Annotated in this window: 13 protein-coding genes and 1 pseudogene; 10 read left to right on the top strand and 4 right to left on the bottom strand. The window is 39.5% G+C overall.

Features of this window, described 5'->3' with window-relative positions:
- Positions 1 to 406: 406 nt before the first annotated feature.
- The 4 genes and pseudogenes from HH219_RS22155 to HH219_RS20215 all read right to left on the bottom strand — a co-directional run.
- Positions 407 to 588, bottom strand: a pseudogene (locus tag HH219_RS22155) (IS200/IS605 family transposase); the annotation flags it as partial.
- 141 nt (positions 589 to 729) lie between these two features.
- Complete coding sequence (locus tag HH219_RS20225; RefSeq protein ID WP_054203521.1) at positions 730 to 2082, bottom strand: hypothetical protein; 1353 nt, start codon at positions 2080 to 2082, stop codon at positions 730 to 732.
- Between the two features lie 449 nt (positions 2083 to 2531).
- Entirely contained in the window at positions 2532 to 5231 is a 2700-nt protein-coding gene (locus HH219_RS20220) for a TonB-dependent receptor (RefSeq protein WP_169328461.1), read from the bottom strand.
- A 718-nt stretch (positions 5232 to 5949) separates the two neighbouring features.
- The gene (locus HH219_RS20215; protein WP_054203519.1) at positions 5950 to 6372 is read right to left on the bottom strand and encodes a hypothetical protein; all 423 of its coding nucleotides are present in this window, start codon (positions 6370 to 6372) and stop codon (positions 5950 to 5952) included.
- A 339-nt stretch (positions 6373 to 6711) separates the two neighbouring features.
- Here HH219_RS20215 and ccoN point away from each other — a divergent pair, with 339 nt between their 5' ends.
- From ccoN to uspE, 10 genes are all read left to right on the top strand, one after another.
- A complete protein-coding gene (gene ccoN, locus HH219_RS20210; protein WP_054203518.1) occupies positions 6712 to 8145 on the top strand; it encodes a cytochrome-c oxidase, cbb3-type subunit I in 1434 nt (477 codons plus the stop codon).
- Between the two features lie 12 nt (positions 8146 to 8157).
- Entirely contained in the window at positions 8158 to 8832 is a 675-nt protein-coding gene (gene ccoO / locus HH219_RS20205; RefSeq protein ID WP_054203517.1) for a cytochrome-c oxidase, cbb3-type subunit II, read from the top strand.
- A gap of 6 nt (positions 8833 to 8838) precedes the next feature.
- Complete coding sequence (locus HH219_RS20200) at positions 8839 to 9024, top strand: cbb3-type cytochrome c oxidase subunit 3 (RefSeq protein ID WP_054203516.1); 186 nt, start codon at positions 8839 to 8841, stop codon at positions 9022 to 9024.
- Complete coding sequence (gene ccoP / locus HH219_RS20195) at positions 9021 to 9986, top strand: cytochrome-c oxidase, cbb3-type subunit III (RefSeq protein ID WP_054203515.1); 966 nt, start codon at positions 9021 to 9023, stop codon at positions 9984 to 9986. The genes HH219_RS20200 and ccoP overlap by 4 nt, the downstream gene beginning before the upstream one ends.
- Positions 9987 to 10134: 148 nt before the next feature.
- Positions 10135 to 10626, top strand: coding sequence for a FixH family protein (locus tag HH219_RS20190; protein WP_169328460.1), 492 nt, complete (start codon positions 10135 to 10137; stop codon positions 10624 to 10626).
- Between the two features lie 10 nt (positions 10627 to 10636).
- Positions 10637 to 13012 (top strand): heavy metal translocating P-type ATPase, encoded by a 2376-nt coding sequence (locus HH219_RS20185; protein WP_169328459.1) that lies wholly within the window; start codon positions 10637 to 10639, stop codon positions 13010 to 13012.
- Positions 13009 to 13176 carry a cbb3-type cytochrome oxidase assembly protein CcoS gene (gene ccoS, locus HH219_RS20180; RefSeq protein WP_054203512.1) on the top strand — a complete coding sequence of 56 codons (168 nt, stop codon included), beginning with the start codon at positions 13009 to 13011 and terminating at the stop codon, positions 13174 to 13176. The genes HH219_RS20185 and ccoS overlap by 4 nt, the downstream gene beginning before the upstream one ends.
- Positions 13169 to 13840 carry a sulfite exporter TauE/SafE family protein gene (locus HH219_RS20175; RefSeq protein WP_169328458.1) on the top strand — a complete coding sequence of 224 codons (672 nt, stop codon included), beginning with the start codon at positions 13169 to 13171 and terminating at the stop codon, positions 13838 to 13840. The genes ccoS and HH219_RS20175 overlap by 8 nt, the downstream gene beginning before the upstream one ends.
- A gap of 41 nt (positions 13841 to 13881) precedes the next feature.
- Complete coding sequence (locus tag HH219_RS20170) at positions 13882 to 14616, top strand: FNR family transcription factor (protein ID WP_054203510.1); 735 nt, start codon at positions 13882 to 13884, stop codon at positions 14614 to 14616.
- Between the two features lie 125 nt (positions 14617 to 14741).
- Positions 14742 to 15668, top strand: a complete 927-nt coding sequence (uspE, locus tag HH219_RS20165; RefSeq protein WP_169328457.1) for a universal stress protein UspE — start codon at positions 14742 to 14744, stop codon at positions 15666 to 15668.
- Positions 15669 to 15701 lie beyond the last annotated feature (33 nt).

Raw genomic sequence — 15701 nt, 5'->3', positions numbered from 1 at the left:
AGCAATTGCTAATCCCACACTCCGCCAAAGGCGCAACACTCAATACGGGTGGTTAGTTAGACCTTGCCCGGCAGGGACTTGCACCCTGCAAGATGGATCAAGCTTAGCTTGACGCACCAATGCCTTGCCTAAATTGCTTTTAACTCCAACTGAAACTGCATCTTGGGGTGGCTTGGGTATACACTCTCCACTTTGGCGATTTCGCGCTCATAGTTTAGTGCACTTTTTCTGGTAAATCCCAATTGCAGATGTCACCACTTCAACGCTCAGGCGTTTGATCCTTAGCACGTTGACACACTTCTTTTCTCGGTGCCAACGCCTTGCCTGCCACGAGATAATTAAATGGTTGCCTCTGCTGTAGCCGAAGAAAAACTTAATTCGCTCTCCGGAATGAGTTGACCACAACAGTTAAGCTTTTAATCATGGTAACCAGTTTAGTAGTAACGCTATAGGTCGACGCTGATTGAACTAAAAAGCGAACATGGCCTAGGTCAGTTACGATCTCAATAAATTTAATTTCATATCTTTTTTCAATCCCTAAGCATATTTCTTTTCGCCAACTTTAGGATCAAATATAGCCTTTCTATAGGGTGTCAATGACTCGTCGCAGCCATTCGCGTTAAAAATATACGCATTAAATATTCTTTTAAAAAATTAGACCGCAGCTGAGCTAGAAATGAAAATGACGCAGCACCTTTACTCATAAGTAAAAATAGCTCCGCTAGTTAATTATTTTTCACTGTAAATCAGCTCTATATTTACAATTTTACTTCTATTTAAAGTGATTTTATAGCGCTGATGCGTTACTTTATCAGCACTGCTATAAACGACTACCAAGTTTAGCTGATAGCGACGCTCCACACTTTGTTTAGATATTTTATTATTTTCAACATTATACAGCTTACCTTCACCTTTTTTTAAATAACGAGCAAAAGGTGCCAAGTTAAATTGCAGTGTTTGCTGCAAACTATCATAACCGGGTAAAAACTCTTTGGCATTAACTCGCGTTTCACTGGCAAAATGTAACCATTGCGCGGCTTGTTTGTTCTGTTGTCGTCGTTTTGAAAATATATTCCTCACTTGCTGCGGAATATGTTTAAAGCGAGTGTATTCAAGCCAAATATATTGTGTTGAAATTTTATCTTTCGTAACACTGTTATTAAATTGAAAGCGCCACTTCGGCCGTCCTTTTACAATTGCTCGCCAAATAACCCGGGTTATATCTTCTTTAAATATTTCACGCATACCGTAAATAGCACCAAGAATAATAATCAATGTTGCTGTTACTTCTGTAAAAGTGCTGCGTGCATTAAGTACAACCAACATGACTAAGGCCATTATAACTGCCGTCACGCTGCCTTTTACTAACCGCTTTAAATAACTATTTAAATGACGAGTTTGTCTTGTTAATACGACGCCATGCTCAATTAAACGCTGTAACAAACGCATTTTATTAGTAATACGGTTAGCATCTTTAAGTGTTGAATCTGAGTTGTACTGCTGCTCTTGGCGGTATGTTTGTTCAAACTTACAAAAATTCAGCAAATCAGTGCGTTCTTTTGCGTGATCGCTACTTCGTGGGCCTTCATCCAGTAACCTTAAAAATGACTGTTCAATTTGCCAACTCAAATAATTATCAGCATTAGTGTAAAATGAAATTAGCTTTTCATCTTCTGGGGTATAACGGCGCAATTTTTTTAGTAAACTTTGGCTTTGTTCACACAGCTCAATGGCCCGTTGATAAAACTCATCAAGTTCTTCTATTTTAAGCGCTTCTTTGATATCCGTTTCAATAGCTAATCTGACCTGATAACAATAAAGATTAAGGTTCTGCCGATAATCTTGCTGTTCACCTTTATTTTTACTGACAAAACGGCTTCGTACTAAAGGTAGGTGAATATTATTGGCGTTATACGCTAAATAAGATTTAAAGTGGTTATTGAAGTAAGACTCTTCGGTTAAGGTTTGTGGGTTAATACCCATTTCGTTTGGGATAGAGAAATACAAATCAATGCGTTGCTCAGAACGAGGGCTGAGCTCAGGTTCGATAATAAAGGATAAGTTTTCATCCTGCTTTAACAATCAGTTCTCCTATTAAATATGAGATAACCTAAATTTTAGTTACAGACATTAGTTTACTGCTGCCCTTGGATTTGTTCAACAAAAAAGGCCTAGTAAAACTAGGGCGTGTTGACCTTTGTGGATTGAAATTTGTTCAATCTAGGGGCGATTTAATCGCGGCGCGAGGTTTGTAACCTAGCGGGCTAAGTAAAAACCGAGCAAAGCTTCCGCGTCCTGCTCACGCCCCTTACCTACATCCGTGTAGGTAACAAAGAATTAATCGCCCCTAGGAAGAACCCTTTGGGCAGCGCATGTTTGGCATTTATACTGCGTTATCACCTATTTATGGGGAACAACCACACACCATAGGCGCTGCCTTGCCTAAATACCAAATAGACTGCTGCAAAATCAATCACGAAAGGTCAACACGCCCTAGGCCTTAAAAGTAATTTAATCTAAGTGTCGGTTACTTAGAACTTAATGCTCATGCTTGCAAAGAAACGACGGCCTAATACATCATACGTATACGGGTCTGTATTTGAATCATTATTACCAGAGTAATATGGAGGCTGCTTATCAAATAGGTTATTGATACCCGCAGTCAATGCGACTGTTTCATTAATTAGGTAAGAGCCGCTCACATCATGATAAACAACACTCGGTGTTGTTGGCGCGTAGCATGTATCTTCCTTACCTATACACTTAAAACTGTCCATACCTGAAATATAACGCGCTTTATATTGAGCGTCCCAGCTATCTCCAGCAACTTTAAGGCTAAGATTAGATTTGATTTCGGCATAACCACCTGAGCCAGAAGTGATCACACCAGCGTATTCAACCGGGTCTCCAGTCACTTGTTTAACATATTCATCAAGGTAAGTTGTGTCTAATCCTGCGCGCCAATTAAGACCCGCTGCCTCAAAGTTATATGCCAAATTCAAATCATACCCTGAGGTTTTTTCAGAGCCTATATTCTGTATTTTGTTATTAAATTTGATGCGTCCTGTTGCATCAATAGAAATACCTGCTGATTGGCACAGTGGCGTTGTCGCATTAGCCGCATTATTTAAGCATTGATCAACTATATACTGACTATCGACCTTTGTAATTGCATTTTCAATATCAATATCAAAGTAATCAACCGTCATTGAGAAACCATCAAACCACTGTGGTTCATAAACAAGGCCAACCGTTAATGTATCTGCTTCTTCAGGGGTTAACGCTGAATTACCACCAACCGTTACTTCTGCTTGTTTTTGCGCGCCAGGGTAATCTACTTGATCAAATGATGGAGAATTACCTGAGTAAAGTTCATTGACTGTCGGTGCACGAAAAGCGGTAGACACAACACTACGTAGCATTAATTCATCATTTGCTTTCCACGTTAGGCCTAATTTCCATGTTTCATCTGAACCAAAGGTACTGTAATCAAATGCGCGAATGGCTGCACTTAACTCAACATGCTCAGCAAATGGTTTATCAGCAAGTAATGGAATTGCAAGCTCAAGATAAGCCTCATTGACATCAAAGCCACCAGAAGTCGCTTCAACACGCGGATCATTAGCCAAACCTTGTGCCGTTAATGAGTCTGGGGTGAACCATGCTTTTTCTTGGCGGCGTTCTACACCAGCCGCAAATGCTGCATAACCCGCAGGCAGTTCTAGCAACTCACCACTAACAGCTGCGGCTAGAATAAATAACTGACTCCCACCATTATTTACTTCAGTGTAAACATTTTTGCGGAAATTGTCTGAAACCCACGCCTGTTGATCAAGTGGATTAAATGTACCTGCGTCAATTTGATCACCAATTGCGCCCATGTTATGTAGATTACTTAGCTTATCAACCGAGTCATTGCGGCCAAAGTTAGCCGACACATCCCATGCATAATCTCCAATTAGACCTTCAGCACCGATCACAGCACGTACTGTATCTACTGATTGCTCAAAATAACGTTCACCCGTGTCTGACATACGGCGACCATATGAGATTTTATCACCGTACTTATAGTTCATTTCTTGCGTTACGTAGTTACCATCCGCATCTTTATCAAGGTAACCATCACCATCAAGGTCAACTCGTTGATCGTAGCTTTGATTAAGCATTGAATCGCCCATTGCCTGCGTATATTCAAAATCAAACCAGACAGGCTGCGGCGCCATTTGTTGCTCTGACCAGCGTTTAGTATACGTAAACTCAGTAAATAAGCTGGTATCGTCAGATAGTTCGTATGTTGCTATACCTGTTAAGTTTAAACGCTCCATTGGCGTATAAAGGTAACTTGTTGGTGAGTAATTATAGCTGTCTTCATTGGTGTAACGGTGGTAATCACCGCCACGGCCAGTTACTCCGTCATCATCAATTAGTGAAACTTGTGTATCTTCACCTTTTGCATTTACCGTTGTCCCTTTTTCACCGTTACCATTCCATATATGGCCACCTTCATTGTAGGCAGAACCTGTACAGAATAAACCGTCAACGCCTTCATCTATTGGGCACTTAGAAAAATCACGATCTGCTTGAGATGCTTTGCCACGATCTGTGTACTGCATACCAATCACGATATTACCTTTATCAAAACTGCTACCGACTGTGAAGTCGATTGAATTCTCAGATGCATCACCCTCACCTGTAATTGCAGTATTTGCGTTTAATTCAAGGCCTTCAAAATCATCTTTTAAAATAATATTTACAACACCCGCGACCGCATCACTGCCGTAAACAGCAGATGCGCCATCTTTTAACACTTCAACTTGCTTGATCATTGATACGGGAATGGTATTTAAATCAACAGTTGATGCAGCGCCAGTCCCTGAATTGATCATACGACGACCATTAACTAGTACCAATGTTCGTTGCGCGCCTAAACCACGTAGATCAATACGAGCGTTACCACCAGAGCCATTATTAACCCCAGGGTTTGTCATTGCTCCGCCTGTTGCGGTCATTTTTTGTAACACGCTATCGATACTTGTTGCACCCATAGCTTGTATATCATCGGCGCTGATCAACGTTATTGGGCTTGCGCTTTCCATATCTGAGCGTTTAATGCGTGAACCTGTGACTTGAATTTTTTCTATAGCTTGAACTTCATCAGCAGCTACAACTTCAATGCTGGTGAACATAGGAATAGCCGTTATAACAGCTAAGCTAATTATTGATTTTTTCATGTAATACCCTACTTGTTGGAAAAATACCTAATTTAGGCAGCGCTCGTTTTATTTAAGAATGTCGAGATAGCGCAGCGCAACTTAGGGGGATTTAACTGAACAAAAACTGAATGAAAAAACAAGGAGCTTTAAGTCTGTTTTATGGCTCCCTAAACTAGGGAATAAGGTGAATGAATGTTTCATTGTTAATTAATTAAAACAATTAAAAAACAATCAATTAAAAAAATAAGAATGCATTTAAACTACGAATGAAATTAATAACGATAAATTTGTAATTAACTGTAATTACTTGTGAAAATATCCAAAAAAGCTAAATTTACAACTTAATTACACCATTTTATAAAAACCGCAAAATGAGACTTTTTTTACTAACGAATTCGATGGCTAAACAACGTCGATTAAGTTCATTATCCGTCAACAAATACTCACCCCACCCAAGGTAGAAGCGCCGTTGGAGTAAAAAAGGTTGTATGTAAGATAGTGGTTGCAAGTAATTCTACTATCAGAATCAGTCCTTTATAAAAATAACGCCTAATAATATAGGTTAAGGATCTGTTGACCTTTCAAGGTTAAATTTGCAAAGGTCAACAGACCCTAATAATGAGAGAATAGAATGATCAGAATGCACACTCTACACGTAATGAAATATGACTAACCGAGGGGATATACCCTTGCTGCTTATGTAGTGAATAGGTATTCAAATAATTGAATCTAGAAATTAATAGATTACTGTAAAATAATAATAAACAGATTCTATCTGATTTTTTTGGTTTTTGAGCTCAAGTATCAGTTTCCAGGTCATGTTTCGTTCTGAACAAATACCGACCATTGCATTTGCAGTCAACACATTATCTTGTAATTTAAACTGCAGCGGAATGTAACCCATATACATAGTCACACCTTCAAGTTTCGCGCTGTGGATAATATTACCGTCGCTAAGGGAGACATTAATTTTAAAGGGAGTTTCAGGAGAAATAAGGTGCTCACTTAACCATATTTTAGCTTTTTTTGGGTATGTGCAAGCTTGATTAGGCTGACATTGTGAGTTTGTTGCTATCTCATCTTTATTTGCTGTGATCGGATCGCAGGCAATTAATAAGGTAAGTGTAAAAATAAACACTATAATATGCTTAATTGACATTGTAATCCTTGAGCAAAGTAAAGGGCGATACTAATAATTCCCCTATTAAAATACAAGTTTAGTGAAACGATCAGAGTCAATTACTAAGAAAGTGTGTCAAAAAGTAAACAACTACATGATAAAAATTGATTGATGTCATAATTTTATGCAATTGACCTATCTTTTTTAGGCCAAAAAATTTATCATTTCCCCGCAAAATAAGGGTTTCGCGAGTTTGTTTTCTGAAGCAGTCATGGCATTGAGGGTTTTAGGTAACATACTTGTGAAGTAATAGTAGGCCCCACTTTTTAAAGTGGGTAATTCATTTCTAAACGCATTTATTGCAGCGGAAGCCAGAAAATGAGCCAAACAGTAGCATCACAAACTGAGTATAACTATAAAGTTGTACGCCAATTCGCTATTATGACAGTGATTTGGGGCATCGTTGGCATGAGTGTTGGGGTTCTGATTGCTGCCCAATTAGCTTGGCCAGCACTTAACTTCGATACACCATGGTTAACATACTCTCGACTACGTCCGTTACACACGAACGCAGTAATTTTCGCATTTGGTACAAGCGCACTTTTTGCGACATCATATTATGTCGTACAACGTACTTGTCAAACGCGCCTTTTCTCAGATAAATTAGCCGCCTTTTCATTTTGGGGTTGGCAGTTAATTATCGTGCTTGCGGTCATCACATTACCACTAGGTATTACAAGTTCTAAAGAGTATGCGGAACTAGAATGGCCGATTGATATTTTAATCACCGTTGTTTGGATTGTTTACGCCATCGTGTTTTTTGGCACGTTAATTAAGCGTAAAGTATCGCACATCTACGTTGCTAACTGGTTTTATGCTGGTTTTATAATCACTGTTGCTGTATTACATATTGTAAATAGTATGGCTGTTCCAGTGTCATTAACTAAATCATATTCCATCTATGCAGGCGCCGTAGATGCAATGGTTCAGTGGTGGTATGGTCACAATGCTGTTGGCTTCCTTCTAACTGCTGGTTTCTTAGGTATGATGTACTACTTTGTACCAAAACAAGCTGGTCGTCCGGTGTACTCTTATCGCTTATCAGTTGTTCACTTTTGGGCTCTAATTTCTTTATACATCTGGGCTGGTCCTCACCACTTACACTACACCGCGCTGCCAGATTGGACGCAAAGTTTAGGCATGGTTATGTCCATTATCTTATTTGTTCCTTCATGGGGCGGTATGATAAATGGCATAATGACTCTATCAGGTGCATGGCATAAATTACGTACTGACCCAGTACTTCGTTTCTTAGTTGTTTCATTGTCTTTCTATGGTATGTCTACCTTTGAAGGCCCAATGATGGCGATTAAATCTGTAAATGCTCTGTCTCATTACACTGACTGGACCGTAGGTCACGTACACTCTGGTGCGTTAGGTTGGGTTGCAATGATATCTATTGGTGCTATTTATCACCTTATCCCTGCTCTATTCTCGCAAGGACGTATGTATAGCGTGAAACTAGTTAATACCCATTTCTGGTTACATACTGTCGGTGTTGTTTTATACATCGTTGCAATGTGGATTTCAGGTGTAATGCAAGGTCTAATGTGGCGTGCAGTAAATTCTGACGGTACATTAATGTATAGCTTTGTCCAATCGCTACAAGCGTCACACCCTTTCTATGTTATGCGCTTTGTAGGCGGTGTATTCATCGTAGCGGGCATGCTAGTTATGGCTTATAACGTTTACCGTACAATTGCAGCGAAGAATGATTCGTTGAAATTAGACGCGCAAGCACAATTAGCATAACGGAGTGAGATGATGAGCAATAAAAAATCACAAAATAAGCATGAAATAGTTGAAAAGAACGTTGGCCTGATGGCTATCTTAACTGTGTTTGCAATCAGCTTTGGTGCATTAGTAGAGATTACTCCACTGATGTTCCAGGACGACACAACTAAGCCTGTTGATGGACTTCGTCCATTAAACGCGCTTGAGATGGAAGGTCGCGATATCTATGTACGTGAAGGTTGTTATAACTGTCACTCACAGATGATTCGCCCTTTTCGTGATGAAGTTGAGCGTTATGGTCATTACTCTGTAGCTGGTGAGTCAGTATGGGATCACCCATTTCAGTGGGGTTCAAAGCGAACTGGTCCTGATCTTGCCCGTGTAGGTAAACGTTACTCAGACGATTGGCATTATGCTCACTTAATGGACCCACGTGCTGTGGTACCTGAATCGAACATGCCAGGATACCCTTGGTTAGATGAGAATCGCGTTGATACTAGCTTGACTCTTAAAAAACTTAAAATTTTCCGTGACACATTTGCTATTAACCCAGAAAACCCGGCACACCCAGGTTTAGGGTACGGTAGTGATGAGGAACTAATAGCAGACGTTGCCAAAGTTGATGCAATGAATAACAACAAGGGTGCGACAGAAATGCAAGCCCTTATTGCTTATTTGCAACAGCTTGGCACGCACTTGAAGTAATTAATTATGGATTACGGAACATACAGAGGCGTTTTAACTCTGATAATTTTAGTATTATTTATTGTTATTGTTGTGTGGGCATTCAGCAAGCGTAGCAAAACACGCTTTGACAGTGCTGCTAATGCCATTTTCGAAGATGAAAAAGAGCATAACAAAACAATCTCTAACGAGGAAAAGGGGTCTGAGAAATGACTAGCTTTTGGAGTATATGGGTTATTGTATTAACCCTTGCGTGCCTATTTATTATTTTTGGCCTACTAGTGTGGAACTTAAAGAACTACGCTGGGGTTGAAGAGGGTGAAAGCTGTGGGCATGAGTTTGATGGGATTGAAGAACTAAACAACCCACTGCCTAAGTGGTGGACTTACATGTTCTTTGCAACATTTGCATGGTCAGTATACTACCTTGCCGCTTACCCAGGTTTAGGTAATTGGGAAGGCGTATTTAAATGGACTAGTTCTAACCAAGGTATTACTTCTTTAGAAGAGTCTAAAAAGGCAACTGAAGATGCACTAGCAAACGGTCAGCGAGTTCAATTAGATCAAGAATTTGTTGATGCAGATAAACGTTTTGGCCCTATATTTGAAGGCTATGCTAGCCAAGATATCGAAATGCTTGTTAAAGACGACAAAGCACTTGAAATTGGTCAACGCTTATACGCTCAGAACTGTTCGCAGTGTCACGGTTCAGATGCTCGTGGTGGTCACGGCTTCCCTGACCTAACGGATAAAGATTGGTTATACGGTGGCACGCCTGATAAAATTAAAGAAACACTACTTTATGGTCGTGTTGCTGCAATGCCACCATGGGGTGCTGCTTTAGGCGAACAAGGCGTTAAAGAAATGACCGCGCATGTTTTAAGCTTATCAGGTCGTACTGTTAACCAAAAAGATGCGAAAGCAGGTGAAGCTAAGTTTGCCATGTGTGCTGCATGTCATGGTGTTGATGGTAAAGGTTCTGTTGCCCATAACTTACCATTTGGTGCACCTAACTTAACAGATAACATCTGGTTATATGGTGGTTCTCAACGTGCTGTTGAAGAAACATTAAATAACGGTCGTGCTGGTGTAATGCCTGCGTGGAAAGACATTTTAGGTGAAGACAAAGTTCATCTATTAACGGCTTATGTTTACAGTTTATCGCAAGATAAATAAGCAAAACGTTAATTAAATGTTTAAATATTAATCTTTTAATTCAATAGATTAATTAAGATCAAAAAAGCCTCCATCTGGAGGCTTTTTTTTAGTCTTTTTAATTCAAATCCTATAAAATACCTACACCGTAAACAAATTAAGCTTACTTATGAACCCTACTCCTTGGTATAAAAATTTCTGGCCTTGGTTCTTAATCTTTTTCCCAGCAATTACTATCATTGGCTGCATATCATTATTTATTACGGCAATTGGGAATGGCCCCGATATGGTCGTCGATGATTATTATAAAAAAGGTAAAGCGATTAATTTAGAACTGAGTAAATTTGATAAAGCAAAGGCTTTATACTTGCATGGTGACCTTGGTGTTGAAGCAGATAAAGTAAGTTTTAAATTTACCAAGGGTGACACAAGCAATATTCACTCTTTAAAGTTATCATTTTATCATAGAACAATCCAAGCTCATGATTTTGATATACACCTGACGCCCAACGCAAAAAGTGAATTCACAGCCATTATTCCTAGTTTTGTAAATGGAACATACACTGTATTTATCGAGCCCGTTGATGGTAGCTGGAAACTAAAAGAAAACATTACTTTGCCAAGTGAACAAAGTATTTCTATAAGCCCTGAATATAAGTAGTCCAAGTATTATGTCTAATAATTGCTTTCATTGCCTTGAAAGTGTGCCTTCAGGCTTTAGCGCTACCGTTAATATTGACGGTAGCGAACAACCAATGTGCTGCATTGGCTGCCAAACAGTAGCCGAGACAATAGTCAGTCAAGGTATGACTGACTATTATAAATTTAGGACTGTTCGAGCAGGTAAAGTTCAGCAGCTCGTTCCAGAGCAATTGGCCTTCATCACCAGTTATGATAACCCCGATATTCAAGACGAATTTATATCTCAGACTAATGATATTAGTGAGGTATTACTAACTGTTGAAGGGATTACGTGCGCAGCTTGTGCGTGGCTAATTGAAAAACAATTATTAAATATACCGGCGATTAAACGAGTCGATGTAAATACATCAACTAATCGCGCTATGATCCAATGGGACAAAGAACGTACTCCACTAAGTGAATTAATCAAATCATTAATGGAAATTGGCTATAAAGCCTACCCTTTTCAAGCTGATATAGAAGCAAATCAAAAACAGTTAGTTGCTAAAGCCTATATACGCCGATTAGGTGTCGCTGGTTTGATGACAATGCAAGTGATGATGTTTGCATTTGCAATGTACTTCGGTATGTTTTCAGGCATGGAAGAAAATTTTGAGCAATATTTCCGCTGGATCAGCCTAATCCTTGCCTCCCCTGTTATTTTATATAGTGCGTTACCCTTTTTAACTAATGCGATTAATGGCCTTAAAGCAAAACAATTGAATATGGATTTGCCCGTATCATTAGCAATATTTGGTGCTTATATTGCCAGTAGTTACGCCACAGTTATGCAAGTCGGTGAAGTATACTTTGAATCTATTTGCATGTTTACCTTCTTACTTTTACTCGGTAAATATCTAGAGTTTCGCGCTCGTCTCAAAGCAAGTGAATTTACTGCGAACTTACAAAAACTATTACCTTTAACCGCTCGCACGTTAGATAAAGACGACCAAGAACATATAATTGCGGCTAAAAAATTAAAGCTAAATGATCGCGTGTTAATAAAGCCTGGTGAAACCATTCCAGCCGATGGCGTTATCTGCTCGGGCACCACAACGGTTGACGAATCCATGATGACGGGAGAGCATTTACCTGTTAAGAAATACATTGACCATCAAGTATTTGCTGGCACTGTAAATCATGATGGTGTGATCACTATTGAAATAAACAAGATAGGCCAAAATACCTTACTTAACCAAATCATTAAACTACAACACAGCGCACTCGCCACACGCCCTAAGTTAGTTGAAATAACAGATAAAGTTGCGCAGTGGTTTGTCGCTTGTTTATTAGTTTTTGCTTCATTAACAGCCATTGGTTGGTATCAAGTTGACCCCGCACATGCGTTTTGGATCACTATTGCTGTGCTTGTCGCAACATGTCCTTGTGCGTTGAGTTTAGCTATTCCAACCGCATTGACCTGTGCAGTCGCAACGTTAACTCGCAAAGGGATACTGATAAAACAAGCTCATGTACTTGAAACATTACCACAATTAACACGTGTTGCATTTGATAAAACAGGCACATTAACTCAAGGGCGTTTCAGTATAGACTCTGTTGATTTATTGGTTGATAGTATCTCTAAACAACAAGTATTGGCTCTTGCTGCTCAACTTGAAAGCTATTCAGAGCACCCTATCGCGACAGCATTTAATAAGTACACACCTGAGCAGCGCCATTTATATGATATTAACGTGCACCCAGGGCTTGGTATTTCTGGTCACGATGATAATCATCATTACGCTATCGGTAAGAGTGGCTGGTTCGATAACAGTAAATGTAATGCACAAGCAACTTTTTATGTTGATAAACAGCCTGTCGCAAATTTTTACTTTATTGATGAAGTAAAAGACAATGCAGCACCCTTAATCGCCTCTTTGCAAGCTCAAGGCTTAACATGCCATATGTTAACAGGAGATGCGTCGAGTGCGGGGCAACAGATTGCTCAAAGGTTAAAGTTGGATAGTTTCAAAGTAGGTTGTCTGCCTCAAGATAAACAAAGTGAAGTTGAACTTTGGTCAAAGCAAAATGAAATTGTTGCTATGGTCGGCGACGGCGTAAACGACAGTCCTGTCTTTAACAGCGCCCACTTGTCAATTGCAATGGATACAGGTGCTGATATTTCAAAAAATACAGCTGACGTAGTTTTACTTAACAGTGACTTAGCCGCAATTGAACATTTGCTTATCGTATCTAAAAAAACACGGCGGATAATTAAACAAAACTTAGCACTGTCGTTGCTTTATAATGGCTCTATCCTGCCACTTGCAGCATTGGGCTTAGTAGCGCCTTGGATGGCAGTGATTGGTATGTCCACAAGTTCCATTATTGTGATCTGTAACTCCCTGAGGTTATTAAAGTTATGAGTATAATTTATATCCTAATTCCAATTGCTATATTATTCGTTATGATCGCAATTGGTGTTTTTTTCTGGGCTGTCCGTGGCGAACAGTTTTCTGATTTAAATAAACAAGGCCATAGTATCTTGTTTGAAGATGATAAAGAACAACATAACAAAAGTAATGATTGACCCTCTATTTATTAGTGCATTTGTGATGGGTCTCATTGGTAGTGGCCACTGCATAGCTATGTGCGGTGGTATTGCCAGCTCTTTACAGCTTGCAACTGATAAAACAAAACCAGTCTACTTTTCAATCGCCTACAACCTTGGTCGAGCTGCCAGTTACATGGCCGCAGGTGCACTTGTAGCGGGTTTAAGCAGCCATTTCGCTAATCAAAGCCATTGGCTTTCTCTTGCATTGGCATTTTTAAGTGGACTTTTTATGATTTTAGTTGGCCTTTACGTAATGCGTTTAGGTGCAAGTTTGAAATGGCTAGAATCGCTCGGAAAAGTAATGGTATGGCAGCATATTGTTAAACTAAATAAATTTTTAATGCCTATTAACTCACTTCCTAAAGCCCTAGGTTACGGCGCATTATGGGGATGGTTACCGTGTGGCTTAGTGTATTCTGCATTAACTTGGGCGATGACCGGCAATAGCGCATTTGAAGGCGCGCTGGTTATGCTATTTTTTGCTCTAGGCACCTTCCCTGCGATGCTCAGTATAGGTATGGGCGCACAAGCATTGCATAAGCTACTTAATCACCCTTGGGCGCGGATAACGATGGGCAGCCTGCTGATTTGGTATGGCGTTTATCTACTTATTATTGCAACTGACAAGCTAGTGCATTAATCTAAAGGGACTAGTGCGCCGACATTTTATGGATATAACAGATGAATTTATCACACAATAAAGCAAAGACTAACTGCACGATTAGCTGTAACAATTGCAGTATCAGTCAATTATGCTTACCTTTTACACTCAATGGTCAAGAAATGGATAAACTTGATGAAATCATCGAACGTAAAAAACCGCTGCACAAAGGCGACTTTTTATTTGAATCAGGTGCGCGTTTAAATGCCATTTTTGCTGTTCGTTCAGGTTCATTTAAGTCATATACTTTATCTGAGCAAGGCGATGAACAAATAACAGGATTTCACTTAGCCGGTGATTTAGTTGGTTTTGATGCTATCAATAAAATGGCCCACCAAAGCTTTTCGCAAGCACTAGAAACTTCAATGGTATGCGAAATTCCATTTGATACATTAGATGAACTGTCAGGTAAATTGCCTAAACTACGTCAACAAATTATGCGTTTAATGAGCAATGAAATTAACTATGATCAAGAAATGTTGTTGCTACTAAATAAAAAGTCTGCTGAAGAACGTTTAGCTAGTTTTATTTATAATTTATCAAATCGTTTTGGTGAGCGTGGCTTTTCGCGTAAAGAGTTTCGCTTTACGATGACAAGAGGTGAAATTGGTAATTATCTAGGTCTTACTGTCGAAACAATTAGCCGACTGTTAAGCCGCTTTCAAAAAGCAGACCTAATAAAAGTTGAGGGTAAGTTCATTACAATCCTCGATAGTGATGGATTACGTGATGCCGCAGCTATCCACCCGAAATAAACCTTGATCTAGCACAACATAAAGTATGCTGTTACTTTAACTACTCGCTATTTACGTTACACTCTAATGAGTCTGAAATGTAAATTATATCCTTCGATAGGTATACAGTAGTTAAGGAACAGCTCATGAACACCCTCAAACGCATACTTGCCGTTATTGACCCAACCGTTGATTCTCAGCATGGTTTATCTCGCTCTATTGATTTAGCCAAAAAGTCTGGTGCCGTTATCACTGCTTTTATGAGCATTTACGACTTTTCATATGAAATGACAACTATGCTCTCTGGCGATGAGCGCGAAGCAATGCGTAATGCCGTGGTTAAAGATCGCCAAGCATGGCTTGATGAAATTTTAGCCCAATATCCTGACATTAAAATACAAAATAAAGTTGTTTGGCATAATCGCTCTTATGAAGCCATTATAGATACAGTGATCAGCGAGCAATTTGATATCGTCATTAAAGGCACGCATAAACATGACACCCTTAAATCTGTTATTTTTACCCCAACCGACTGGCACTTGATCCGAAAATGCCCAGCACCTGTGTTACTCGTAAAAGAACATGCGTGGCCAGAGAACGGGAATATTCTTGCAGCCGTAAACGCAATTAGTGAGAATGAACAGCATCTTGCACTTAACAACCGAATTATTAAAGATGCCCAATTTTTATGTGAACTTGCTAACGCAAAATTAAGCCTTGTGAATGCTTATCCAGCAACGCCTGTAAACATTGCGATCGAAATACCTGAGTTCAACCCAAGCGTATATAACGAATCAGTCAAAAAACATCATATAGAATCCACACATGCGCTGGCTAGCAAACATAATATTTCACACCAAGCGTGTGCCATTGAAGAAGGCTTACCCGAAGATGTTATTCCTGATGTTGCTGCGCGTTTAAATAGCGAATTAGTGGTTATTGGTACTGTAGGGCGCACAGGGTTAAGCGCTGCATTAGTGGGAAATACAGCCGAGCATGTAATCGATAGCCTCGATTGCGATGTATTAGCGCTTAAACCCGATGGCTACGTCAGCCCATTAACAAAAAATTAAGCTATAAATATGTTTTGAGCATTGCTGCTTTCG

It is taken from the genome of Pseudoalteromonas sp. NEC-BIFX-2020_015, from assembly GCF_012952265.1.
Taxonomy (GTDB): Bacteria; Pseudomonadota; Gammaproteobacteria; order Enterobacterales; family Alteromonadaceae; genus Pseudoalteromonas; species Pseudoalteromonas neustonica.
The sequence above is the reverse complement of the archived record's forward strand: the minus strand, read 5'-3'. Positions and strand labels throughout refer to the sequence as shown.